At 66.6% G+C, this 24,970-nt stretch carries 22 protein-coding genes; 8 read left to right on the top strand and 14 right to left on the bottom strand.

Annotation, left to right across the window (positions count from 1 at the left end):
* Position 1 precedes the first annotated feature (1 nt).
* Positions 2-934, bottom strand: coding sequence for a response regulator transcription factor (locus QLQ12_RS37605; RefSeq protein ID WP_282765691.1), 933 nt, complete (start codon positions 932-934; stop codon positions 2-4).
* A 238-nt stretch (positions 935-1,172) separates the two neighbouring features.
* On the opposite strand from QLQ12_RS37605, the gene QLQ12_RS37600 reads away from it, so the two are divergent.
* The 6 genes from QLQ12_RS37600 (at position 1,173) to QLQ12_RS37575 (ending at position 5,737) form a co-directional block, all read left to right on the top strand.
* The gene (locus tag QLQ12_RS37600; RefSeq protein WP_282765690.1) at positions 1,173-1,790 is read left to right on the top strand and encodes a carbonic anhydrase; all 618 of its coding nucleotides are present in this window, start codon (positions 1,173-1,175) and stop codon (positions 1,788-1,790) included.
* Positions 1,787-3,667 (top strand): SulP family inorganic anion transporter, encoded by a 1,881-nt coding sequence (locus QLQ12_RS37595; protein WP_282765689.1) that lies wholly within the window; start codon positions 1,787-1,789, stop codon positions 3,665-3,667. The genes QLQ12_RS37600 and QLQ12_RS37595 overlap by 4 nt, the downstream gene beginning before the upstream one ends.
* Positions 3,668-3,875: 208 nt before the next feature.
* Positions 3,876-4,073, top strand: coding sequence for a hypothetical protein (locus QLQ12_RS37590; protein ID WP_282765687.1), 198 nt, complete (start codon positions 3,876-3,878; stop codon positions 4,071-4,073).
* Positions 4,074-4,933: 860 nt separating this feature from the next.
* Positions 4,934-5,173, top strand: coding sequence for a hypothetical protein (locus QLQ12_RS37585; RefSeq protein WP_282765686.1), 240 nt, complete (start codon positions 4,934-4,936; stop codon positions 5,171-5,173).
* Entirely contained in the window at positions 5,170-5,394 is a 225-nt protein-coding gene (locus QLQ12_RS37580) for a hypothetical protein (RefSeq protein ID WP_282765685.1), read from the top strand. Before QLQ12_RS37585 ends, QLQ12_RS37580 begins: the two co-directional genes overlap by 4 nt.
* A gap of 79 nt (positions 5,395-5,473) precedes the next feature.
* Entirely contained in the window at positions 5,474-5,737 is a 264-nt protein-coding gene (locus QLQ12_RS37575) for a hypothetical protein (RefSeq protein ID WP_282765684.1), read from the top strand.
* Positions 5,738-5,753: 16 nt separating this feature from the next.
* Here QLQ12_RS37575 and QLQ12_RS37570 read toward each other — a convergent pair whose 3' ends face one another.
* Positions 5,754-6,446 carry a response regulator transcription factor gene (locus tag QLQ12_RS37570; RefSeq protein ID WP_282765683.1) on the bottom strand — a complete coding sequence of 231 codons (693 nt, stop codon included), beginning with the start codon at positions 6,444-6,446 and terminating at the stop codon, positions 5,754-5,756.
* Between the two features lie 92 nt (positions 6,447-6,538).
* On the opposite strand from QLQ12_RS37570, the gene QLQ12_RS37565 reads away from it, so the two are divergent.
* Both QLQ12_RS37565 and QLQ12_RS37560 read left to right on the top strand, forming a co-directional pair.
* Positions 6,539-7,876, top strand: coding sequence for a sensor histidine kinase (locus QLQ12_RS37565; protein ID WP_282765682.1), 1,338 nt, complete (start codon positions 6,539-6,541; stop codon positions 7,874-7,876).
* A gap of 433 nt (positions 7,877-8,309) precedes the next feature.
* Positions 8,310-8,660 carry a PepSY domain-containing protein gene (locus QLQ12_RS37560; RefSeq protein ID WP_282765681.1) on the top strand — a complete coding sequence of 117 codons (351 nt, stop codon included), beginning with the start codon at positions 8,310-8,312 and terminating at the stop codon, positions 8,658-8,660.
* A 1,010-nt stretch (positions 8,661-9,670) separates the two neighbouring features.
* On the opposite strand, the gene QLQ12_RS37555 is transcribed toward QLQ12_RS37560, so the two are convergent.
* From QLQ12_RS37555 to hisD, 12 genes are all read right to left on the bottom strand, one after another.
* The gene (locus QLQ12_RS37555) at positions 9,671-11,377 is read right to left on the bottom strand and encodes a N,N-dimethylformamidase beta subunit family domain-containing protein (RefSeq protein ID WP_282765679.1); all 1,707 of its coding nucleotides are present in this window, start codon (positions 11,375-11,377) and stop codon (positions 9,671-9,673) included.
* Positions 11,378-11,734: 357 nt separating this feature from the next.
* Complete coding sequence (locus QLQ12_RS37550) at positions 11,735-12,508, bottom strand: ABC transporter ATP-binding protein (RefSeq protein WP_282765678.1); 774 nt, start codon at positions 12,506-12,508, stop codon at positions 11,735-11,737.
* A 25-nt stretch (positions 12,509-12,533) separates the two neighbouring features.
* Entirely contained in the window at positions 12,534-13,391 is an 858-nt protein-coding gene (locus tag QLQ12_RS37545) for an ABC transporter permease (RefSeq protein WP_282765677.1), read from the bottom strand.
* Positions 13,388-14,407 carry an ABC transporter substrate-binding protein gene (locus QLQ12_RS37540; RefSeq protein WP_282765676.1) on the bottom strand — a complete coding sequence of 340 codons (1,020 nt, stop codon included), beginning with the start codon at positions 14,405-14,407 and terminating at the stop codon, positions 13,388-13,390. The genes QLQ12_RS37545 and QLQ12_RS37540 overlap by 4 nt, the downstream gene beginning before the upstream one ends.
* 9 nt (positions 14,408-14,416) lie before the next feature.
* Positions 14,417-15,637, bottom strand: a complete 1,221-nt coding sequence (locus QLQ12_RS37535; protein WP_282765675.1) for an MFS transporter — start codon at positions 15,635-15,637, stop codon at positions 14,417-14,419.
* Between the two features lie 65 nt (positions 15,638-15,702).
* On the bottom strand, positions 15,703-16,545 hold the full coding sequence (locus tag QLQ12_RS37530; RefSeq protein WP_282765674.1) for a hypothetical protein: 843 nt from the start codon (positions 16,543-16,545) through the stop codon (positions 15,703-15,705).
* Positions 16,542-16,889, bottom strand: coding sequence for a cupin domain-containing protein (locus QLQ12_RS37525; RefSeq protein WP_282765673.1), 348 nt, complete (start codon positions 16,887-16,889; stop codon positions 16,542-16,544). Before QLQ12_RS37525 ends, QLQ12_RS37530 begins: the two co-directional genes overlap by 4 nt.
* Positions 16,886-18,130 carry an aspartate aminotransferase family protein gene (locus QLQ12_RS37520; RefSeq protein ID WP_282765672.1) on the bottom strand — a complete coding sequence of 415 codons (1,245 nt, stop codon included), beginning with the start codon at positions 18,128-18,130 and terminating at the stop codon, positions 16,886-16,888. Before QLQ12_RS37520 ends, QLQ12_RS37525 begins: the two co-directional genes overlap by 4 nt.
* A 14-nt stretch (positions 18,131-18,144) precedes the next feature.
* On the bottom strand, positions 18,145-19,428 hold the full coding sequence (locus QLQ12_RS37515; protein ID WP_282765671.1) for a histidinol dehydrogenase: 1,284 nt from the start codon (positions 19,426-19,428) through the stop codon (positions 18,145-18,147).
* Positions 19,425-21,089, bottom strand: a complete 1,665-nt coding sequence (locus QLQ12_RS37510) for a thiamine pyrophosphate-binding protein (protein WP_282765670.1) — start codon at positions 21,087-21,089, stop codon at positions 19,425-19,427. Before QLQ12_RS37510 ends, QLQ12_RS37515 begins: the two co-directional genes overlap by 4 nt.
* Positions 21,083-22,186 carry a pyridoxal phosphate-dependent aminotransferase gene (locus QLQ12_RS37505; protein WP_282765669.1) on the bottom strand — a complete coding sequence of 368 codons (1,104 nt, stop codon included), beginning with the start codon at positions 22,184-22,186 and terminating at the stop codon, positions 21,083-21,085. Before QLQ12_RS37505 ends, QLQ12_RS37510 begins: the two co-directional genes overlap by 7 nt.
* Positions 22,186-24,849 carry a histidinol dehydrogenase gene (gene hisD / locus QLQ12_RS37500; RefSeq protein WP_282765668.1) on the bottom strand — a complete coding sequence of 888 codons (2,664 nt, stop codon included), beginning with the start codon at positions 24,847-24,849 and terminating at the stop codon, positions 22,186-22,188. Before hisD ends, QLQ12_RS37505 begins: the two co-directional genes overlap by 1 nt.
* Positions 24,850-24,970 lie beyond the last annotated feature (121 nt).

Here is a 24,970-nt window from a genome sequence, read left to right as displayed (position 1 = left end):
GTCATCGGTACAGCGCTGCCCGTGGGCTCGCATAACGGTTCGCATTGCCGGCCTGCTGCTGGCCGGCGCTGACGGCAAGGCGGAAGCCCACCCCGCGTACGGTCTGGATCCAAGCCGGATCACCGAGCTTGCGCCGCAGTGTCGCTACGTGGACGTCGAGAGTCTTGGTGGGACCGTGGTAGTGGGGATCCCAGACCCGGTCGAGAATTTGCTGACGGGAGTACACCGCGCCGGGATCCTCGCACAGCAGAGCGAGCAGCTCGAATTCTTTCGGCGTCAGCGCGGTCAGCGAGCCGCCGACCCACACCTGGCGGGTGCGCCGGTCCACGGCCAGTGGGCCCGGCGTCCCGTGGTCCGGCTCGGTGAAAGCCGCGGATACGGGCGCGGCACCCGATCCGTATCCGTCGACTGACGGCGTGTTGAGTGCGGCGTACGGATGTGCCGCCGGAGGGAACTGCGCGTAGGTGTACGAATGGTCCGGTGCCGTCGGCTGGTACGGCACCGAGCCGGAAGTTGCCGCCGGTGCCACGGGTGCGGATGAGACGGGCGCAGCGGGTGCCATGGCCGCGGAGCTGGTGTTGCGGGTGCGGCGGGTGACGGCGCGGATGCGGGCGATCAGTTCGCGCAGGCTGATGGGTTTCGCCAGGTAGTCGTCGGCTCCGAGTTCCAGGCCGAGGACCCGGTCGGTCTCTTCGCCGCGTGCGGTGAGGATGATGACCGGGACGTCGGAAGCCTGCCGGATGCCGCGGCAGACGTCGATGCCGTCCATGTCCGGCAGGCCGAGGTCGAGAAGGACGATGTCGCCGTAGGGTCCGCGGAGTCCGTCAGCGCCGGTGGCGAGCCACCGTACGGACATGCCGTAACTCTGCAGCCCTTCGACGAGCGGTTCGGCAATCGTCTCGTCGTCTTCGATGAGCAGCACCCGTACGGTCATGCACACGCCTTCTTTCTGGAATCGGTTGTCGAGAACCCATGGCGGAGGCGCCACAGTACCCCGCTGTGGATTCAACACCGAGCCTCGCTCTCTCGGAAGGTTAAGAATGGAGGATTTCTCTACTGGATGGAAAATATGGTGCCGTTTTGGCGAGGCTTTAGTGTTGCTCTAACCTTCCCCTGCATGTCCCCGGCCTAGGGTCGTTGCTATCGATCACGGCCCTTATCCAGGAGGCATCATGCATGAGTTGCTGCAGCGTGCGCGCTCGTTCCAGCGTCAAGCCAGCTTCGAGGGAAGCGCATACCGGAAGTTGGCGGAAGGGCAGCAGCCGCAGGTGCTGTTCATTTCCTGCTCGGACTCTCGTATCATTCCTGCCCTCATCATGGGCGCACGTCCAGGTGAGGTCTTCGAATTGCGTAATGCGGGCAACATCGTCGCGCCGCACAGCAAAGCGGGGGCTTCAGGAGAAGCCGCCACCATCGAGTACGCGTTGGAAGTGCTCAAGGTTCAACACGTTGTTGTGTGCGGTCATTCACACTGCGGCGCCATGGGAGCGTTGAAGAAGGCGACGGACCTGTCCGGGCTTCCCGCGGTCGGTGCATGGCTTGACCTGGCCCGCCCCGCCCTCGCCTCGGTCATTCCGCCGGCTCAGAACCAGGATGAGGCGGACCCGGCGATGTCCGACATTGTGCAGCTCAACGTCCGTCATCAGCTGAGCGTTCTATGTGCCTACCCCAGCGCCCGTCGCCTGCTGGACGAAGACCGGTTGCAGCTGCACGGCTGGTACTACGAGGTCGACACCGGGCAGGTGCACGAGCTGGGCGACGACGGCTCGTTCCGGGTGCATGCCGGATGAGCGGCCGGCACGGGCGCAGCACGATGTCGCGGGGCGAGCCGGGGCCCTGGCCGGCGATGGGTGCGGGCAGCTATCCGCCACGGCAGCGACCGCATCCACCCGGGCCAGCGAGTGTCCGCGCGCCGGGGAAGGCGGCGGCTCCCCGTATCGACTACGCCACCGAGTTCACCGCCTCACTGGTGGTGTTCCTCGTCGCTCTGCCGTTGTGCATCGGCGTAGCGGTGGCCTCCGGCGTTCCCGCTGAACTGGGCATCATCTCCGGCGTCGTGGGCGGCCTCGTCGTCGGCGCGGCCCGCGGCAGCACCCTGCAGGTCAGCGGTCCCGCCGCCGGTCTCGCCGCACTGGTCGCCGACACCGTGCTGGAACACGGCGTCGCGATGCTCGGTGTCATCGTCCTGGGATGCGGCCTCCTGCAGATCGTCCTCGGCCTCATCCGGTTGGGCCGGATGTTCCAAGCCATCTCCGTGGCCGTGGTGCAGGGCATGCTCGCCGGGATCGGCCTGCCCTTGATGTTCAGCCAGGCATATCCCCTGGTGGACGCGAAAGCACCCGGCAAGGCCCTGGAGAACATCGCCGGCATCCCCAACCTGCTCGCCGCAACGTTCGCCAACCCGCAGACACTGATCGCAGCTGGGCTCGGTGTGCTGACCATCGTGTTGAGCGCGCTGTGGAAGAAGGTGCCCGGACCGGTCAACAAGATCCCCGCCGCGTTGGTGGCCGTGGCCGTGGGTATGGCGGTCGCCGCCCTGCCTGGTGTTGATATCCGGACGTTGCAGGTCGGCAGTCTGCTGGACTCCGTCCAGGTGCCCGGGGCGGCGCAATTGGCCGGTCTGGCGGACCCGGCGATCCTCGGCGCGATCCTCACTTTCACCATCATCGCCTCGGCGGAGAGCCTGTTCACTGCGGCAGCGGTAGACCGCATGCACAGCGGCCCGCGCACCCAGTACAACAGTGAGCTCATCGCTCAAGGCGCCGGCAACACCCTCTGCGGCCTCCTCGGCGCCCTACCGGTGACCGCGGTGGTCGCCCGTAGCTCCGCGAATGTGCAGGCCGGCGCCAAGACTCGAGCCTCACGCACGCTGCACGGCCTGTGGCTGCTCGCGTTCGCCGTCGTCCTGCCGCAGGTTCTCGCGCTGATCCCGATCTGCGTCCTCGCCGGCGTCCTGGTGCACAGCGGCTGGAAACTCCTCGCACCGGCGGAGTTCCCCAAGATGTGGCGCCAGGACCGCGGCGAGTTCGCCGTCATGACGCTGACCACCCTGGTCATCGTCGCCACGGCGCTGCTCGAGGGAGCGCTCTTCGGCCTCGCCGCTGGAGTCATCCTCGTCGCGCTCCGCATGTCGAAGACCTCCATCAAGCGGCACCTCAGCGAGGACACCATCACCCTCGTCATGGCCGGCAACAGCACCTTCCTGCGCCTGCCCCAACTGATCGACGCCTTGGAGGAGGCGACCGCCTCCGACAAGCCGCGGATCCGCCTCGACATAACCGGCATCACCCATCTCGACCACGCCTGCCGCTCCCAGATCGACGAGTTCGTCGCCCAGCAACGAGCAACCGGCAGGCGCGTCGAGCTGTTCAATCCGCACCCGGACGGTGCGGCCGAGCCGGCACGTGCACGGTCGAAGGACACCTCGACGCAACCTCATCGTGGCCGCCACCCCTATAAGGCAGCGGATGCGGCGGTCACGCCGCTGCCCCAGACCGTCAACACAGCGCACCCGGCAGCTGCGGGCGATGCCTGGTTCGCGGTGCCACCACCGGTGCCGACAGCGCAGCCCGGCCCGACCGCCGAATGGTTCTACCTCGACACCAGACCCCTGCCCGACCAGTACGCACGGCCTGATCTGTTCACGCCCGCAGAACACCAGCAGTGAACTGTCGGCATGCGCCCCAACGGATGACGCGCGAGGTGGCGAATCGCTGACGGGATCATCGATGTCCGCGACCGCTGCGCACGCCAGCATCGCCCTCTCCGGCTCTTGATCCTCCGCGCCTTCGCGCCTCGTAGGCCAAACAACCGAAATCACGCCCGGACCGCTGGCGACCGCAACAGCTGCGGACCCCGATACAGGAGAAACCGGCATGAACGACTCGACGCCCGCCGATCTACCACTGACGCACATCCGTGACTGGACTCTCCGCGACGGTCAGTGGGAAGCCACCGAGGCGTCGCCACTGCCGTTCGCCGATGACAAGCGGCGATCATGGAGCGTCGCAACCCCTTTCACCCTAGTAGTACTGACGCTGCTCAGCGCCATGGTCGTGCTCGTCACACGGTGACGGGTCCTCATCTGCGGCGCGGCACCACCAGCTCGGCCACCCTGCTTCCAGAGAGACCAGCTTCCCCGGCCCTCCTTGGGGCCACCCTGAGCACCGGCTGAAACTCATGGCGCCCCGGCGCACTGACCGGCCGCGTGCCCTGGCTGCCCTCCGCGAGTTTGGCCGCCTACACCGCACGCACCCCTGTTGCGGGTGGCCGCCCCCCCATCGCCGGAGAAAGCCCGCCCGCCCCCCGCAGCCACCATCGGCGGACACCGGACCCCTCTACTCCTTCCCGCTGGTCACGGCGCAGAGCCGCCCCACCTGACCGGGCGCAAAGCGGACGACTGTGCGGTCGGGAACCTGTGGTGCTTGGCGTGTGCATGATCAAGGCAACGCCGATGAGACGGATGGCGGCGCCGATAAGATCCACCGGTCTGGCCGGTCGGCCTGACCGATTCCGCTTGGATTGACCGGCCTGGAACGCGCCGAGGTGTTCCCAGAGGATACGGGTGCCGATCAGAGTGAGGATGAGATCGCCAGCGACTTCGGCGAGCCGGCCGAAGCGTCCGCCGGCTGGGTGGCCGGCGGTCACCCACGACCAGGGTAAGAACTGTGGTGAGGGCTCCGATGAGGCGACCCTGCATCATGCCGGAATACGCGAACAGTTCATAGTCGGTTCTGACCCTGCCAGCGGGCGTTCCAACAGTTACAGGAGTCGTCCAGGCGCTGGCCAGAGTTCTTCCGGTGAGCCATCCGCGTGGTCGCGGAGTGCGTCTACTGCTGCGTACGGCTACCTGGAGGAGTCAGTATGGGCAAGGCAGCAGCACGCGAGGTGACATCCTCGGAGCAGGTCAACCGGTCGGTGGATGCGGCTCTGCGTGAGGCCGGCGGTGGCCGGGTGGCAGATGTACGCGTCGTCCAAGAGTTCGGCCGACGCGTCCCACGTGGTGCGGTTCGTTCGCGGTAGCTGGCTGTGTGCGGCGACGGTGGATGTGATCACCGGTGAGGTGACCTCGATCCTGGATGACGGGCAACTCGATGCCGTCTCGGAGATGTCTGCCGATGCGCTGCTCGTGCCGGTGACGGCCCGGCTCGACTTCGCATCATCTGGGACGTGAGCCCGGCGATGGACGACCCGGCCGTGGGATACGTGGCGACCGATGAGGGCGTCGGTGTGGTGCGGCTGGGCTGCGACGCCGGCTGGACGCTCACCGTCGAGGAGCAGACCGGCGGTCCCATTCGAGCGGCCGCCTACCTGCCCAACGGCAACCGAGTGACGGTCGGGCACGACGGGGGTGTGCACGTAACGACCCCGGCGGACGGACACGGTGGCGCCTAGACCAGGGCGAGTACCTGCACCGACTGCGGGTCCACGACGAGCGGGTGTACGTGGCCGGTGAGGGGGGCTCAAAGAAATCGTGGTCGGCGAAGGCGTGGTGGCCCGCTGGTCGGTATCGGGTACCGCATCGGTCGAGAACGCGATCGTGGTCGACGGGTCCGTGTTCACCTGTACGGACGGTGAGCGCCTCGACCGGCACGGCTATGCGACCGCTGGCTATCAGGGACGACTGCTGCCTGAGGCGATCGCGAACCCGGCAGCCATCAACGCCCTGCACGCCAACAGTCGGCCATGGATACTGGTCGGCCACCGCGACGGTCGCCTGTCGGCGCTGCCGGTATGAGCCGACAGCTGGCAGCTCAGGCGTGCTCTTGCCCTGGTCGATTCGTCGGGTCGCCGACGGGGACCAGGAGGCGGAATCCGATGCCGCGGCGGTTGTCGATCCAGCGCGGGTCGCCCAGTTTGCGGCGCAACGTCGCGACGTGGAAGTCGAGGGTCTTACCGGTGCCGAAGAAGTTTGGCTCCCACACCGTCTCCAGGATGGTGCGCCGCTCCACGACGGCGCCCGGGTCGGCGGCCAGCAGGGCCAGCAGTTGGTACTCCTTCGGCGTCAACGCCAGCACCTCGCCGTGCAGCCGCGCCTGCCGAGCGCGTTCGTCGAGAACCAGCGGTCCCAGCCGGCCCGTCTCCGTTCGCGGTGTGGTCCGGGTGCGACGGCCGATCGCTCGCATCCGGGCCACCAACTCCCGGGTGCTGAACGGCTTCGGCATGTAGTCGTCGGCACCGATCTCCAGGCCCAGCACCCGGTCGGTCTCCTCACCACGTGCGGTGAGCATGATGATCGGGATGTCACTGGCCTGCCGCAGGCGGCGGCAGACGTCGATGCCATCGATGTCGGGCAGGCCGAGGTCCAGCAGTACGAAATCGGTCAGCGGCGCGTTCAGCGCGTCCGCGCCGGTGCCTACCCGGAGGGTGGTGATGCCGTACCGGCCCAACCCATCGGCGAGCGGCTCCGCGATCGACTCGTCGTCCTCCACCAGCAGAACCCGCACAACGCCTCCCTGAGCAGCCAGTACTTCACCGACAGGAGATACGCGGCGAACCGCCGCATGGTTGAACCCACCGTGCCGGGCGGCCCGTACCGATGCCTGTGATCCGCCGCCTACTGCTGACTTACCTGTCGCTGACCCTGGTGGTGCTGGTCGGTCTTGCCCTGCCGTTCGGCTACGTCTACCAGCGCGGCGAGCAGCAGCACGCGCTCGCGCAACTGGAACACGACGCCGAAACGTTGGCCGCATTCATCGACAGCGCGGAACGGGTGCACCGGGACCACGAGATCAAGTCGCTGATCGATGACGCCGCACGTCGGTGGAGCGCCCAGATCGACATGGTCGACGCGACCGGACGTTCGGTAATCACCACGCGCACCGACGGCTCCACCGTGCCTGCTTTGGGGGCGCTGCTGTCCGGTCACACGGCGGTGGCCACCAAGATCAGCAGCGGCAGGATGGCCGTGGTCGTGCCCGTCCGTCCAGGCGAACCTGCCGAAGGCGCGCTAGGAGTGAGCGTCTCGAGCGCGCCACTGACCGATCGAATCCGCCAGTTCCACATCATTCTGGTTGCGGTCGGCGTGGCGGTGCTCGTCTGCGGAACGTTCATCGCGCTTGGGCTGGCCCGCTGGATCGGCCGCCCGGTCCGGGAACTAGAACGAGCCACCCGTCGGCTCGCCGAAGGATCCGCCGCGCCCGCGTCCGCCACCACCGGACCGCCGGAGTTACGCAGCCTGGCCGCGACCTTCAACACCGCCGCCGCCCGCCTGCAGGAACTCATCACCGCGCAGCGCTCCTTCACCGGGCATGCCTCGCACCAGCTCAAGACACCGCTCACCGCGTTACGGCTGCGGCTGGAAAACCTCGAACCGGATGTCACCACCGGTGGCGAGCTGAACCTGCGAGCGGCACTACTCGAAGCCGACCGGCTCGCCACCCTGGTCGACACACTGCTGACCATGGCCCGCGGCGACAGCGGCACACTGCAGCCGGAACCGGTCGCCATCGCATCCGTGGTCGCGGCGCGAGCCGCCGTCTGGCATCCGGTCGCCCGCGAGCGCAACGTCACCCTGACGACCGGCGGACCCGAGCAGGCGACGGCCCAGGCCGTCCCGGGTGCTCTCGATCAGATCCTCGACAACCTCATCGCGAACGCGCTGCAGATCGCTCCGCCCGGAACCACCGTCTCCGTCACCTGGCACGTGCGCAACGACACGGTCGAACTGCACGTCGTCGACGAGGGGCCGGGGCTCACCGACGACCATCGCGTCCAGGCCCTACAGCCGTTCTGGCGGGCCCCGGGCGCTGCCAAGGGCGGTACCGGTCTCGGGCTGGCCCTGGTCCACAAACTCGCCCAGGCCAGTGGCGGCCGCACGTGGCTGGAGGCGGCGCAGCCTACCGGCCTTGACGCCGTCGTGGCGCTACCTACCTGAGAAGAAGCATCTCCGGCGGAGGCAGCGCCCGGATGGACAGGATCACGGAAGCGCTCGACAGTGACGGCTGATCCTCTCGACGGGTTGACGTGGCAAACAGCCGGACGGCTCGACGACCGACGGCTTCCGCGACTTCTGCGGGATCGATTTTGTCGCCGTCGGTGACCTATAGGCGTATCTGGCCCCGGACCGATCGGGTGTACCCAACAGAAAGACGCTGGCAACGCGGCCATGATCGAGTACCCGGATACAGCCATCAACAGAAGCCTCAGGAGGGCGTCGACTGGGGCCGTGCACGACCCTTCAGGAATGCCAGGAAACAGATAGATCCCGTACAGGCTTCGCCCCTCCGCTGAGCGTTGCCACGTCACCGGCCGTACTACGACATGTCACCAGCCGCCTGCAGCGGCCACCACACCCCTCGGAGGTTGACATGCGCAAAGTCTTGCTCGCCGCGGTCGCGATCGGCGGCGTAGGCCTCTTCCTGGCCGCGGGCACCGCGCTGGCCAGCGCCAAGGACTCCCGCGATGACGCTCGCTCCTCGGCCGGCTTCGAGTTGGAGATTGACCCCGACCTGGATGCCAAGTTCGGGCCACGGCCGGTCAACGCTGTACGGGCCGCAGCGATCATCACGCAAAGCTTTCCTGGTGCGCGCGTTCTGGAGGCAGAACTGGACGAGCGCGGCGGCAGTCCGATCTGGGAAATGGAATTCTCCCTCAACGGTAAAAAGCGTGAGGTCGACGTGAGCGCCGTCAACGGAAATATTCTTCAAGGCGACGACTAGGCTGAAATCGGCGTTCCGTCCAAAGCCGCACTACGGTCGGGCGCCGCACGGTATGCGGGCATCATCATTATTTGCGAGAAATGCTCCCGGGCGACTTACCGCCCGGCTCGCCTCTGATTGATTATCGGTCCAATTCCGTGAATGGAGGCCGCGTATCAGGGCGAATGCCCGACCAGGTGGGCTCATTCGCCGCAAACGTCTCGACCGCCGGCCGCATCTCGGTCAGCAGCACGTCTGCGCCGAGGTCGGGCTTGTCGCTTGCGGGTGGTTGCTGTGCTGATGAGGGAGCAGCGAGATAGTTAGACGGCCATTGGACTTGTTATCTGGCGGGCATGTGCTCCCAAAGGCGCTGCCGCTGGGCCTCTTACCGGTGTCCTGGGGGAAGCCGGCCCTCCGATCTGACCGGTCTCGCGGAGGCAGGCCGAGGTTCGCTGCGCCGGGGAGCAGCGTGGCTTCTGTCGGCGAGGATGTTTGAGCTGCTCATGTGGCCGTTCGTGTCAGCCGTGGGGAGCACCATGGCGGTAAATTCGGTGTTCCTGGCGGGGGTCGTGCGGCGCTGCTCCCCAAATTCGATGATCGGGGGGAGCGGGTGGGGTGGTCACCGGCTGCGCCAAACCGCGCTGAACAGCGTCCAGCGGTGCCGGGTAGTGGCGTCTCACCAGGACCGATTCCTATTTTGGCTGGTCAGCGGGGTGGGCCAACCACTTTCACACAGGAGGGCTCCACCGAACAGCGCTCAACAGCGTCGAAGAGCGTGTCTGTGCAGTTCAACAGCGCTGAACAGCGTGACCTCTTTACTACGCCCGCTCCCATGACCTCTCCCTCGTTCCCGAAGTGCTCTGTCGAGGGTGCGGGCGTCGACTGAGCTCCACTCGACCGTGGGAGTGTTCGCCACGTGGTCGCACGGTGGAGGAGCCGATGCGGATGCGACGCTGGCTGGTTGTGCTCGTCAATGCGGTTCTGCTGCTGGTCCCGGCAGAGTCCTTGGCCGCCGCCTCCGAAGAACACCCTCACAGTCCTTCGCTTCCAAGGAATGGCGTCGGATCTGCAAAGCGACGAAGCACATTCTCGGTGACTCGTTCGATGTTCACATCACAGTGGCTGCCTCCGAGAGATCCGCACCAGGCGATCGACCCCACGCCGAAGACCGCGCCGCCAGTCCTCAACATTCGAAGAACAACATCAGAACGAACTATGCCACTTTGATCAAGGCCGACGTATGCAGAGTCGAAACCGGCGGCAGTTGCCAGTACGCGCGTGTCCGACGGTGTACCTCGCTTGAAGTCGACGCTGTCGACCTCATAGCCGCCGGCGGCGCCGAGCACGGCCGAGCGTTCGCCGAAGACGCGAGCTGTGACGCCGTCGAAGACGAATGCGCATGCGGGATCGTCGGACTCCGTAGTGCGCCGATACGGACGCGCGGTGGTGAACCCCATCCCCGCTGAGTCGAGGCCGGTCATCGATCTGGGGCTAGGCGAGTGGTGGCGCCAGTAACCACCCACTTCACCGGTCGTGGCTAGCCCCAGTTCACCGGGTGACGCGTCCCAGAGCCCGGGCAGACTCGCACGGCGTCGCAGCTCGAGCAGATGCGGTCTCTCCCGGTCGACTCCGACCATCGCGGCGAACCCGTTTCCGCCGAGATAGGCCAGGCGCCCACCCTTCCCGAGGAACCTCTCCATCGCCGTCATCATGCGACGGGTCCAGTATTCGGGGTGCGAGCCGGTGACGAGGACCCGGGTGCCGTCGAGCGCGGCATCCGGATCAGCGTCCAGCTCGTGGTCTGTCAGCAGGCCGGCATCGAAGCCGATCGTCTGGAGCCACTTGAGCAGCTGCAGATCCAGCGAGAGACCGTGAGGAGCACCGGTCAGCCAGTAACGATGGTCCGGTCGCATGTTGAGCAGCGGCCGGCGGGTACTTGCCAGGCTCACGCCGCTCCCGTCGGCGTGCCAGTTGTAGAGGCTCAGCAGTCCGAGCCGCTCCGCCCAGTCATCCCACCAGCCGCGATGCAGTGGTACGTGCGGTTCGAAGATGGGCTCGTTGGCATAGGCCAGGTAGGTCATTGTGGGCAGGAGGACCCGGACTTCGGGCTTCCGGGCGCCGTGTGCAGAGCCCACTACGAAGGGCACCACATCATCATTGCGCTCGCCCTTCAGACGGATGCCGTACACGCCGGTGGGCAGATCCGCACCCAGCGCGAAAGTGGTGGCGACCGGCCAGCCGGCGTCTTCGAGATCGTCGCGATGGAAATGAATGGCATCCCACTGCCCGGGAGCGTCCGGCCAATGGTGCGTCTCGCCGGTCCAGTGAGGCCCGGTGACCGCGCGGGTCGGTGCCTGATGCAACACGAGCGGCTCGGTCTGCGGGGTCAGCGGCGGGACGACCGCGCGATTCGCGGCCGGCGCGAAGTCCCATCGGTGGCGGGCCACAGCTTGACCCTGGTCGCGCCACGACACCTCGACGTTGGCGATCTTTCCGTCCAAGGAGGCGTGTCCAGCACTGTCCTCAGAACGCCACGGCACCCGCGCGAGAGTCCAGTGGAGCGGGTCGCCTGGCCGCATGGTCACCGACGTTTCGAGGCGTAGACGATGGTGGCCGACCGTGACATCAGCACCGTCTGGTGACAGCTCTATGCATATGTTGTTCCAGGCGCCGAGAAGGAGGGCGGCGGGCATCGCCGCGTCGGCGACGGCGGCGCCATCGCGGATGCGTAGGCGCATCTCACGGCGGCCGGTGACCTCCAGTGTCCAACCCCAGTCGGGACTATCGACGCCTATCAGGCCAGCGCATTCGACCGGCCATGCCGTCAGGTATGTCGCGATACTGACCGTGACGGCGACTGAATGGCACCTGCCTGGCGCACTCGCCCATGAGCCGATGTCAATGCGCTGCGGAGGCGGCGATCCGAGTGTGCGGGCGGTTCCCGGGATCGGTGTCGGAGCCTCGGGTCCGCTCAGATGGACTAGGTCCGCTCGCACCGGTGCTCCGTCGCCGTGCACATGGACGGCTATCCCCGAGCCTGGCGTGTACTGAAATCGTGGTACATAGCCGATGACGCGTGAATGCGAGTTCATGAATCATCCGGCTCGCTTGGCGGATGCCGCCGTCTGGGCGTCATCCGCCTCCTCGCGGATGAGCTGTAGGAGCTCGGCCTTATAGCCGTTCAGTTCGGCACTGGTCAGCGTGTCGATGCCACGCGGACGAGGAATGTCGATGGCTAGGTCCGCCTTGATCGCTCCGGGTCGGCGGCTCATCACGATGACCCGGTCGGACAGGCAGACGGCCTCCTCGATGTCGTGGGTCACGAACAGCACGCTCATTCGGTGCTCCTCCCAGACCCTGGTGAGCAGCATCTGCATGCCTTGCCGGGTTTGGGCATCGAGCGCACCGAACGGCTCATCCATCAGGAGCACCCGTGGCTGATAGCTCAGCGCCCGTGCGATGGCGACACGTTGCCTCATGCCGCCGGAGAGCTCACTCGGGTGGGCCGCCGCGAAGGCTTCCATGCCTACCAGCCCCAGATACTCCCGTGCTTGATCATGGCGTTTTCTGCGGCTCATCGGAAGGTCGCGAAGGGCGAACTCAACGTTCTGCTGAACTGTGAGCCATGGGAAAAGGGTGTAGTTCTGGAAGACCATGCCGCGGTCACGGCCCGGCCCGCTCACTGCTGTTCCGTTGACCTCGATGTGGCCGGTGCTGGGCTGCTCGAGCCCGGCGACGATGTGCAGCAGTGTGCTCTTCCCGCATCCCGATGTTCCGAGGATGGCGGTGAACTCGTCCGGCCGGAACGAGACGTTGATCGGGCTGAGCGCCTGGGTCCGCCCGCTGCGAGTGGTGTATGTCTTCGTCACATTCACGATCCGAACTGCCGACATCTCAACCTCTCTCCGTGCTGGACCACCGGAACAGTGCCCGCCCGGCAATCTTGAACAACTGGTCGAGGACCAGGCCGATTACTCCGATGAGTCCGATGAGGAAGAAGATGCGGTCGGTGTCGAAATACCGCTGGGAAACGACGATTCGCTGGCCCAGGCCGTCCCGGGCGGCTACGAGCTCGGCGACCACCAGCCACGTCCAGGCCCACCCGAATGAGATTCGGAGTGTGTCCCAGATCGCGGGTCCTGAGCTTGGCAGCACGATTCTTCGCAGCAGCTTCGTGGTACCGAGGCCGAGGGTCTCGCCGACCCGGACATAGTCGAGTGGCGTACGTTTGACATTGTCCATGATCATGAGCGCCTGCTGAAAGAAGGTGCCGATGAAGATGATCGAGTACTTCTGACCCTCATCGACGCCGAACCACACGATGGTGAGCGGGACGAACGCCACCGCCGGCATGTACCGGACGAAGTCGATGAAGGGTTCCAGGGCTGCCTCGAAACGGCCCACCGACCCCATCAGCAGCCCTATCGGCAGGGCCAGTGCCGTGGATATGAGAAACCCGATGACGATACGCCGCATGCTTTCGGAGGTGTCCGCCCAGAGTTGGCCCGTTGACGCCATCTCGTAGCCGGCCGTCCAAACGGCTCCGGGCGAGGGCAGAAAGTACGGATTGGCAAATTCGAGCGCCGTCACCCCGAACCACACGATGCCGAGGGCGGCCATGACGGCCGATCCCCAGATCCAGAACGCGGTACGGGAGGGCTGGTGAAACAGTTGATGGCGCCGCACCGGTTGCACGGCCCGGCGAGCCGTGCTCAACTCGCCGGTCGCCGGGGTTGCGTGGCCGAGGCTCAATTCGCGCCTCCGGCCTTCGCGCCGTACGAGGTGTCGACCGCTCCGGCGATACTGACGCCCGATGCCGACTCGTCCGCCGTGGAGGAAAGAACCTTCTCGATGACGGAAGCCGTCTCCGGGAACTCCTTCGTCAGGTATGTGTTCGATTGCTGAAGGTCATAGAAGTCGACACCGTCGAAGCTTGTCGTCAGATCGGCGACATCGACGCCGACCCCCTTCGCGATGATGGCCTGAGCCTCCTGCTTGTGCTCGCGGTAGTACATGACGGCGTCGTTCCAGGCGAGAAGGAGATCTGATACCACCGCCGGGTTCTTCTTAGCCCATTCGGTGTTGACCGTGAGGGTGTCCGAGATGAGACCGGGCTTGTCTCCCGCGGTGAAGATCGGCGCGACTTCAGAATCCTGCCGCCGGAGGGCCGAGATGTACGGCTCATAGGTCACCGCTGCATCCACACCGCCGGAGATCAGTGCCGATCCGGCATCCGAGGCGGGAGTCGGCACCACCTTGATGTCATCCATTCCGAGACCGGCGGTGGACAGCGCGTGGCGCAGCAGGATGTCGCTCGTGGTGCCCTCCTCGAAGGCGACCTTCTTGCCGCGGAGATCCGCGACTGAACGGATGTCCGGGCGGGCCAGGATGGCGTCTGCGGTGCGGGAGGTGTCTTCGAACAGGACGATGGTGCGTGGCTGGCCCGCCTTCAGGAACTGCGCGACCGTGTTGGTCGCGGCGTTCCCGGCCTGTAGGCGGCCTGCCGCGAATGCCGACGACAGGTCCGCGTCAGTGTTGAAGTTGACGAGGTCGAGGTCGATTCCGTGATTCTTGTCGAATCCTTTCTCCTTCACGATGTGCCAGGGTCCGTAACCGATCCAGGCTTGGGTGCCCATGCTCACGCGAGCCGGGTTGGCATCGCCGGACGAGCTGGGGACGTCGGAATTGCAGGCCGCGAGTCCGAAACCGACAAGGACCGAGCCGAGTACCGCCAGAAGTCGGCGCGGCACCAGGGAACGCGAGTTCATAGACTGTCCTTAATTGGTCGTTGAGGGGGTGGGCGCCGGCGCCGCGAGCACAACTCGCTGTGCGATCGTGTTGCCGGTGACCGAGGCACCGAAGATTCCCACCGCGCACAGCACCGACCCGGCGAGGAGCCACCCGACCCCGTGGTCCAGAAGCACCAAGGGAGCGAGCAGCCCGGGCCCGAATGCCATGGCAAGGCCGGGGCCGAGGTTGAACGTCGAGAAGTACTGACCTTGCAGGTGAGGTGGCGCCAACAGGAACGAGGTTTCCCAGGACGCCGCCGACATGAAGATCTCGGCACAGGTCAGAGCGGTCATGCCCAGGATCAGTGCACCGATCACGCCGGCGTTCGAATCGCTGGCGGCGCTCAGCGCCACGAACACGCAGCCCACCAGGACGGCGACACCCGCCCGGCGCAGGGTGGCACGGACGCCCTCCGCCCCGACGCACCGGCGGCTGAGTGGAACCTGGAGTACGACCGTGAGCACGGTGTTGAGAGCGATCAGCGCCGGTATGAGCACCGTGAGGGTGTTCGCGCCGGTAGCGACGTAGACCGCCAGTAGCGGATCGACGAGTACCGCGGTCATGAAAAGGAGCGCGTTGACGGCGGCGGCGAGAAGGAACCGGACATCGCGGTAGACCGCCCAGCGGTCCCCGGTATGACGGGCCGGCCCGCTGTTGCTGGTAGCGGCTTGCTGAGGTTCCGGAACCCGGATGCGAAGAAGACGGACAAGGACACTGTTGACCACGAAGGTGATGGCGTTGAGCGCGAAACCGGCGCCGTACCACCCGGGACGATCCGCTAGTACCACGAGGGAGGCGATTCCGGCGCCGACCGACATGCCGACGCTGAATACGGATCGGTTGTACGCCCGTACCCGCACCAGGTTGTCAGGTGCCGCGACCCGGGCGACGATGACCGACCGGGGCGGGGCTACGATCCCCGCCCCGAAGCTCGCTGCGATGAGGGCCACCCAGACCGCAGCCGTCGACGGTGCCACTGCCAGCATCACGCTGGCGACAGCTTGCACCAGCGACCCCGCCACGTACAGCGCCCGCAGCGGAAGCAGATCAGCCAGATGCCCGGCGGGCACCGTTGTCAGGAGCAGGGCCAGGCCCGCCGCCGACAGCATCCATCCCACTTGGTAGGCGCTGAGGTGCTGGTGCCTGATGAGGAACAGCGGGACCGTGGCAACGAAGACTCCCGTACCGACCGAGTCCACCAGCGACATCGATGCGAGGCGACGCTCGTGTGGATCGCGGGGCCACAGCCCACGTGCTCGGGCCCACCGTGGTGTCATACTTCCACGCCCGCCCCGGCCAGCAGTTCGGCAAGCTCCATCCAAGCCGCGCGGACGGTCTCCGCTGCCTGTGGGTCACCGTAAAGGAGCTCCAGCCAGTCGCCGCCTGAACTGTACGAGGTCGAGCTGCCGTCGGCGAAGCGGACAGCGTCGGTGACGACGAAGTCGCGTACGCAGAAGAGGTCGGTCGAGTAAGAATCCGGGTACGTGGGTCCGGGCAGGAGGACACCGTAGTGGACGGTCCACCCGTCGGCGCGAAGACGACCAAGCGTCGCCTCGTTGCAGATGCCGGTGATGATGGACCCGCTCCGCGCGCCCGTCGCCGCGGCGACGGCGTCGAAGGTCATGCCGGTCTGCACACAGTCGTCCACCACGATGAGCTCGCCGGCATTGCTCACCGTGCCGACCGCCAGAGGTTTCCTGTCACGCTGCCTGATGTGGTGCGGTGAGTAAAACGCGTTGGCGGGGTCTTCGAGCACCTTGGCCACGGGAATCTCCACCCGGCCCGGCAGCCGGATCCCCCACGCCTCGATGATCGACGCGAGCCGCGCGCCACCGTCACCCAGGACAAGTGTCTCGGCAGTCACTGACGGGGCGGGCAGGCTGCCCAGCCGTACCCGTAGCGATTCTGTGACGTGCTCCCAGGTGATCAGGTCCACGCTCACCTCACCGAGCGGGAATGCTGCCGCCGCTTCCAGCGTCGTCCGCCTGGCGGCTGCGAGTAGCGTCGAGGTCTCCGAAGGGCCGAGGCCCGCCGAGTGGGCTCGTTCGCGTATCCGGTCGCTCAGGTCGTCGAGCAGGTACACGGATTGCACCACAGGGTTCGCCGCCGGGCTCATGCCTCTTCCTCCGGCTGAAGCTCGACCTCGTCCTCGAGACGAAACGCCGGCGAGTTGGCGGCCAGCATGCGAACGACCTCCGGCCCGTGATTGACGCTGCCGTGCGGGACGCCGCGCGGAACACCGATGGCCTCGCCCGCCCGCATCACCCGTTTCTGATCACCCAGGTGGAACTCGAGTTCTCCGGACAGGATGTATGACAACTCGTCGCAGTTGTCGTGCACGACCGGCGTCCGGATCGAGCCGGGCTGGATCTCGAGGTAGTCCAGGGACAATGTGCCGAGGTCGACCAGGGTACGCATCCACATGTGGGTGGACAGCTGAATCGGTTCACCGGCCGTCATTTCGCCTCCCGACGCCGGCGGAGCGCCGCCTGGAGTGCCGCCGGGTAGGCCGCCGTCGTCGTCTCGAAGGATTCGTCGTCGTGCGCCGAGCTGACGAACCACTGAGACAGCCAGCTCGCATCCGGATCGGGCCGCAGATCGCCCTTGTAGATGTTGACGCCCCGCTTCAGGAGCTCCTCGACGAGGAAACCGTAGAGGACGGTGTCGGAGGCCAGGGCGTCGCGATGGTTGCGGACCGGCGCTTCGGTGAAGAAGTGCTGGAATACGGCTGGCACGCCCTGACAGACGGCTTTGACGTCGTGGGCGGTGAGCGTCTCACCGATGAAGCCGCGGAGCCGCTCGCCGTAGGAGGTGATCCGCTCGTAGACCGGCTCCGTGCCGAGGACGTCGAGCACGGCGTGCGCCGCGGCGACAGAGACCGAGTTGGCGTCGTAGGTCGCCGCTTGGTATGCGCGTCCTTCTGCCAGCGGCGCCATCGCGGCTGCGGTGCCCGCGCACACGCCGAGCGGAAAGCCCGCACTCAGCGCCTTGCTGTAGGTCACCAGGTCGGCCTTGACCCCGGACCATTCCTGAGCGCCGCCGATGCCTAGGCGGAATCCCGTGATGCACTCGTCGAAGATCAATAGGGCGCCCGATGCGGTTGTCTGGGAGCGCAGCAATTCTAGGAACCCATCGACCGGAGGTACGGGACCCGCGTGGCACAGGATGGGCTCGCAGATGATCGCGGCGAGTTCATTGCCGTGTTCCGCCACCAGCGCACGGACGGCATCAGCGTCGTTCCAGTCCGCGATGAGCAGATCACCCGGCGCGGCCGGTGAGATGCCACCGGCGTAGTCGAGCTGAGGTACGAATCGCGAGATCTCCTCGGCAAACCATCCGTGATAGTGGCCCGCGAATTTCAGCACCTTTCGGCGACCGGTCGCCGCCCGTGCGGTGCGGAGCGCCACGTGCACGGCCTCGCTCCCGCTGCTGACGAATCGCAGCGAATCCATGCCCGAGATCTCCAGGATTCGTCGTGCGAGACGGTACGCCTCGTTCGTCTTGTGGTCGCCCACGTTCGTCATCCGAGCGACTTGCTCCTGGACCCGGTCGACAACGACCGGGTGGCTGTGACCTAGTAGCTGCGAGCAGTTGCCCAGGACATGGTCGACCCAGCGCTGGTTCTCGCTGATGAGCCAGGGCCCATGTGCACGCTCAACGAAGATCTCGGACTCGGCGAATCGGCCGGAAAGCTCGTCCATGGGTCGGTCGTTCCTCATTTCGATCGGATCTGTTGGCTTGCTCCATGCCTGGGGAACCCCTCGTATGCGGCCAGGGGTGTCACCAGCTCGGCAAGCGGGGACTGTGCGGACGGACCGACCTGGCCGACGACCATCGTGCGACGGAAGGTCTGGGAGGTGACCACCGAGACGCTCCTGGCGGCGGGGCCCGTGGGCAGGCAACCTGGAGCACCCGTGAGATAGGCGGCTGAGATCGAGGTGTCCTGTCCGAGTAGTACGCTGGCGTATCCCTCGACCCGGTCCAGTAGCCTTCTGGCGTCGTCGAGGCCGGTCGCCAACTGGATCTGCTCACCGCCGAGCCTGTTCGCGGCCTCGACGGCGTCGCTCTCATCGGTGCAGACGACGATCGTCCCGGTACGCGCCCAGATCTGTTCGCCCTCGGGGTCCTTGGTCAGTGCCTCCTGGAAGGCGTGCTCGACGCCGCCCCAGCCGATCAGGACCAGACGCGGGTCGTGCCCATGCTCGGACTCGGTGAGCAGATCGGCGACGAGCAGCCGCGGGTCGGCGTCGGGACCGGCGAGCACGGCGCAGTCGGTCGGACCGAAGGCGGGGCCGGTGGCCAGGCCGTGCTCAGCCGCGATGAGCTGAGCCGCCACCACTGCCGGACCGCCGGGGCCGACCACCATGCGAATCGGGGGCACGCCGTCGACGCCGAGCGCCAGAGCCGCGATCAGCGCCGGGCCGTTTCCGCAGAGCGTGGTCACGCCACCGGCCAGTGCGGAGATCCAGGCGCACGCCGGGTCTGGGAGTCCGGCGGCATCCGGCGGCAGCAGCACGGTGACTTCGGGAACGCCGGCCGCACGGGCGGCGGCGAGCAGCCCTACCAGGGTGGACGGATATCGCTCACGACCGCCGGGAATGTAGAGGGCGACGCTGGTCACGGGCCGGTGGACGAGTCTCGTGACGACACCGTCACGAACGTCCACCGTGACGTCCTGAGCGAGTGCGGCCTCGGCGACCGCCAGCTGAGCCCGGTAAGCCTCGCGGAGGCTGTCCGCCAGATGATCGTCGACGAGCGCGGCCTGTGCCTTCAGCACCGACGGGTCGACGACGATCGGTGTACCGGGAGCCAGCCCGTCACGTTGCCGTGAGATGTCCGCGACCGCTTCGAGGCCCGTTTCGGCCACTCTCCGGAAGACCGCCCGGACCTCCGCGATGGTGCCGGGGTCGACGAGAGGGCCCGCCGATCCTGACGTACGCGCATAACTGTCGAACTGCGGTGAAGGATAGGCGATCACGCCGTTGCGGGATGGCGTCATGATCCGAACACCGTCGGTGCGGGGACCGGGTCGATGACGACATCGATGACGGTCGGACCGGAATGGGCGCCGGCCGAGCCCAGGGCCTCGCGAAGCTCCTCCTCGGTGGTGGCCCGGAATGCACGCGCGCCCATCGCCGATGCGAGCGCCACGTAGTCGGTGTCGGGCAGATCCATCTCGGAACCGCTCGCACCCTGGCGGACGTACCATTCCTTCTGAGTGCCGAGCGTCCCGTTGTTGAAGATGATCCAGGTGACGTCGGCGCCCTCCGAAACCGCCGTCGACACCTCCAGAGCACCCATCATGAACCCGCCGTCACCGGTAGTGCACAGGACCGGACCCGGCCGCCCCGCATCCTGACCTGCGTGCCATGCTCCCAGGCAACCCGCGACACCGTGTCCCATCGCGCCCAGTCCTCCGTTGATGATGAAGCGGCCGCCGCCGCGAGTCTTCAGATGTCGCTCGACCCAATAGGCGTTCTGGCCGACATCCGCGACCACGGTCGTGTTCTCGGCGATCCACTCTCCGACGACGTCGCACACCCGGATGGGGTGCAGTGCCGCTGACTCCTCCGGTGCACGGAGGTCGGGGTATCGTGCCTTCAGATCCGGCCCAAGTGGGGCATTGCCCTCGTCCGACGTGGCGAGTTCGGTTGCCAGCGATTCTAGGAAGACGCGGGCATCCGCATGGATGTTGACCCCGTCGGTGTAATTTGTGCCGAGTTCACGCTGATCCAGATCACAACGGATCAGACGGCCACCGCCCAACCGCGCGGGCCAGCCGCTTGTGGTCAGGTAGGAGAACGCGACGCCCACAGCGACCACGAGGTCGGCCTCATCATGCAAGGCCCGATTCGCGGCCTCCGTACCGAAAACGCCGACCGGGCCGAGGACGGCCGCGTTGGTCTCGTCGAACGCACCCTTCGCGAGAAATGAGTGCGCGATCCACATGCTGCCGTGCCGAGCGACCTGCTGCGCAGCCGTGACGGCGCCGCCACGAACCACGCCGTTGCCGATGAGCAGCAGCGGGGACTTCGCCGAGCGAATGCGCCCAGCGACTTCACGGATCAGTTCCGCAGCCGGCTCGGGCACGGCTGCCGGAGCCGGTGCTCCGGCGGCAAGCTCCTCGACCAGCCCCGCGGCCACCTTGTCGGTGAGGAGGTCAGAGGGAACATCGATGTGTACAGGTCCAGGCCGCCCACGGACCGCGAGCGCCAGCGCCTCGGCCACCGCATCGACGAGCTTGTCGACAGTACGCGGTTGAAAGCTGGCCTTGGTGGTGGCCGCGAAGATCTGCCGCACGTCCGGGGTGCGCCCCAGACCGCTGCCTTCCTGGATCCCGTAACGACCGAACTCCGCCACCTCCGCCTGCGCGGTCAGCACGATGAGCGGCACGCTGTCCATGAAGGCCGACGCGACACCGGCCAAGGCGTTGATGCCTCCTGGCCCCGACGTCGTGACGATGCACCCCATGCCACCGAGTCGCGCGTACACGTCCGCCATGAAGGAGGCGCCCTGCTCGTGGCGGGTGACCACGACCGGCACGTTCTCCTCGGCGAGAGCCGCGAAAAGCGGTAGAACCCTTTGCCCCGGAACACCGTAGGCCCTGCGGACACCGGCCTTGCGTAACAAGCGTGCGACCGCTTCTGCGCCGGTCAACATGTTGTGCTCCTCTTCGTGTCAGCGCTCGCGTCATCGCGGACGGCGGTCAGCGCCCCGGCGAGTCTCGGTACGAATTCCGGGCGGCACACACCAATCCGTGCCCATCCGGGGAAGCCCATTCCGGTGAGATCACGGACCAGAATCGAGTGCTCCGTCAGCAGACGCTCGACGATCTGCGGTCCGTCGTCCCCGAGATGAGCGAACAGGAAGTTGGTTTGAGTGGGTGGCACCCGGAACCCCTGGTCGGACAGTTCCCGGCGCAGCCATTCACGGCTGTGCGTGGTCTGTTCCAGCGCCCACTCGAGGTGGTCGCGGTCGGCCAGCGCGGCGCCGGCCGCGGCGAGGGAAACGCGGTTGACCCGATAGGGCAGCGTCGCCGCGATACGGGCGACCCGGTTCATCAGCGCGGGCGGCCCAAGTGCGAAACCGCAGCGCAGGCCGGCCAGGCCGTACGCCTTGGAAAGGCTGCGGATGACGACCACGGGGGCCGTGTTGTCGTCTGCGACCATGCCCGTACCTGAGCCGAAGACACGGGCATCGGCGAACTCGGCGTATGCCTCGTCGAGGACCAGAGCACAGCCATACCGGCGGCTGTGCGCGGCCAGCGTCGCTATCTGGTCGGCCCCGAGCACCGTGCCGGTGGGGTTGTGGGGATTGCAGACATAGAGAACGTCGGCCGTCTCCGCGGCGGTCAGCAGATCGGTCAGGGCGAGGCCAGTGTCATCAATCGGGAGCTGGGTCACCTCGCAACCCGCGACCGCGAGACTCGCGGCGTGTCCGGCGAACGTGCTGGCACAGACCGTGGCACGTACGCGATGGCCGCCACAGGCGAGTGCGATCAGCAACAGTAGTTCGTCGGCCCCGTTGCCCACCACCACCTGCCCGGGATCAAGGCCGTAAAGTGACGCGACGGCAAGGCGTACCGGCTCGGAGTCGGCGTTGGGATAGAGGTGCGCATTGCGGACCTCCGCCATTGCCGCACTGATGGCCCTCGGTGAGGGCCCGAAGGCCGATTCGCTGAGGGCGAGTCGCTCCACTCCCTGGGGATCCAGCTGGAAAGGCGCCGCGGTGGCCGGCAGAAGAAGGCTCTCGTCCATCAGATGGCTTCACCCTCAGCCAGGTGAAGATGCTGTTCGAACCAGCCGAGGATCCCGGCGAAGTACGAGTCGTACGTTTCCGCGTCAGGCGCGCAGAGGACCACTTCGCCGACACGCGCGGCACTCCACACCGTCATGTCGGGTGCCCGCCCGCCGGCTTTCACCCAGTACCTGGCTCTGGCCACGCCGGGGCGTTCGAGCAGTTCCTTCTCGCTGGGCATCGACGCGATCAGGCCCGGCTTCGACGGAAGGTAGGTGAACCCGACCACCCCGGGCCGCACCGTTGGCTTCGGCAGAGCGTCGTGGTCGCCCGTCGCGAACGCGATGGCGGCCTCGATCAGGTCCACGCCGAACTTCACGTGTACCGACTCATCGATCATGGCGCCGCCCGGCCTTGCCGCGCATTCACCGAAGATCAGCTGCCCGTCCGGTCGATGGAACGCCTCCAGGTGGAAGACCGAGTCACGGAGCCCGAGAGCTTTCAGCGCATCGGAGGCGAGCTTGCCGACCAGTTCGTAAGCCCACTTGTCGGTGTCGGGATCGAAGCTTCGCGACGCCATGGCGGAGCCGTGGTGGACCTGGATGATCGGCTCGTCGAAGCGGGCGACCGAGAAGAAGGCCAGCTCGCCGTCACGCACATAGCCGTCGATGTGCCACTCGTCGCCGGCCTGGAACTCCTCGATCAAATAGGTTCGCCTGCCGTACGAGTCGCTGGCAGCGCGCTCGATGAGTTCGCTCAGGTCCGACTCCGAGTCGACGCGGTACGTCAGTGCGGCGCCGGCGCCGGCGAGCGGCTTCAGCACGGCCGGGTAGCCGAACCGTTCGACAGCGGCGGGCACATCGGGTCCGCAGATGTCGGGTATCAACTCGACCCGCGAGGTTGGCACGCCTGCTTCATGCAGCCGGCGTTTTTGTAGATACTTGTCGCGGAATCTCATCGCCACGTCGGGATCCATTGCCGGCAAGCCGAACTGCTGGGCGACGTAGGAGCTGGCGACCAGGGACCACTCGTCGATGTTGAGCAGACCGACAAGGTCGGGAATCGCCATTCGCGCCAGGGCGCCGTGGATACGCTCGATGTTCACCACGTCGTCGACCATCTCGGCATAGTCCACGAGGTCGCGATTCACCTGCGCGGCCTCGGACGGCAGGTAGAGGACGGCGACGGCGAAACCCATCCGGCGAAGCCGCTCCACCACATCGGTACGCCAGCGAACCAGTAGAACGGTGCCGCGACGACGAGCAGCAGTACCACCACCGTCGGCGTCGTGTCGGTTCGCTGCGGTCCGGACGGCCACCGAAGCCGCGTGCGCGGGGAAGCCCTCGTGCTCAGCGAAAGCGGTGACGCCCTTCGCAAGCTCTGAGAACTCCTGCTGACCGATCTGCGCCATCGAGATCGTGTTGAGGTAGGTGTGTGCCGTTACGCCGCTGATCTGCTTCGCGTATCCCGTGGTTGGGAGGGTGGCCGGCGTGCCGATGACGAAGTTTGAGCAGGAGAAGGTGGTCCACTGGCCGAGCAGCGCGGTACCGGCATAGCGGACCTCTTCGAGGAATCGCTCCGGGGAGGCCATGGCGATCTGGATGTGCTCGGGGGCGTAGTCGTTGGCGAGCTGCCACGCCTCGGCCAAGTCCAGGGCGTGCACGAGGCCGCCGTTCTGCCAGATCGAGGCTGTAGCGTATGCGCGCCGCGGTTCGGGCAGATCCGCAAGCTGTGCCTCGATCTCGACAGCGACCCGCTCGAGTAGGTTTCGGTCGGTCGAGATGAGCACCGCCGAACTGTCCGGACCGTGCTCGGCCTCATTGATCACGTCGGCGGCGAGCATGGGAACGTCGGCGCTGGAATCCGCCACGATGAGTGAGTCCGATGGCCCGAGACCTCCCGAGACCACAACTCCTTCCGCCTGCACCAATTGCTGGGCCATTGCTACCGGGACGCTGCCCGGGCCGACGATCTTGCGTACCTTCGGCACCGTCTCCGTGCCGTAGGCGAGTGCGCCGACGCCACTCGGCCCGTTGAGTCGGTACACCTCGGTGATGCCTAGGCGCCGCGCCACCACCAGCGTCGCCGGATCGACCTGCCCGCCGCTCCCCGGCATCGGCGGGACGACGAGGCGCAGTTCGGACATTCCCGCCGCCACCGCGGGGGCACCGATCTGAACCATGACGCTCGGGAACGAGCCCTTCCCCGAGGGAACGAAGAGGCCGACCGACTCCAGCGGCCGGGCGATCTCACCGATGGTCCCGCCGCCGGCTGTCCGCGCTGTCCATGTCGCGCGCCGGACGATCTGCTTGTTGAATCTCATCGACCGTTTGATGGCCAGATCGATGGCTTCAGACAGCTCCGGGTTGATGTGCTTCTCGGCCTGGAGCATGTCGGCCTCGGTAACCCGGAGGGTATCGGTTTCCACCTTGTCGAACCGGGCGAGAGCCTCGTGTAGCGCCGCGTCACCGCGCGACCGGACATCCTCGAGGAGATCACGAATCTCCGCTGCAAGGCTAGGGCTGCCTTGCAGTCGTTCCTGGGTGCCGCCGCGTCCCAGGAGCGCCTTCCGCCGCTCAACGCCTGCCTCGTGCCAGCTGATGATCCTCGGATCAGCCACCGGACCGCCCTCCTGCCGTCGACATGACGTCGACAAATAAAGATCGAAACCGATCTTGTACATATGTTCAGGATCAGCCTACTGTTTGTCAAGCCGCCGAGGCGAGCCAGATGTCCTGGTCGTCAGCATGCTGGGTCAGGTGAGGCGCTTCGGAATTTCGCAACGTTCTGAACAGACGTACAAG

The sequence above is a fragment of the Actinoplanes sandaracinus genome (assembly GCF_030009775.1).
Taxonomy (GTDB): domain Bacteria; phylum Actinomycetota; class Actinomycetes; order Mycobacteriales; family Micromonosporaceae; genus Actinoplanes; species Actinoplanes sandaracinus.
This window is presented reverse-complemented; position numbering and strand designations above follow the sequence as displayed.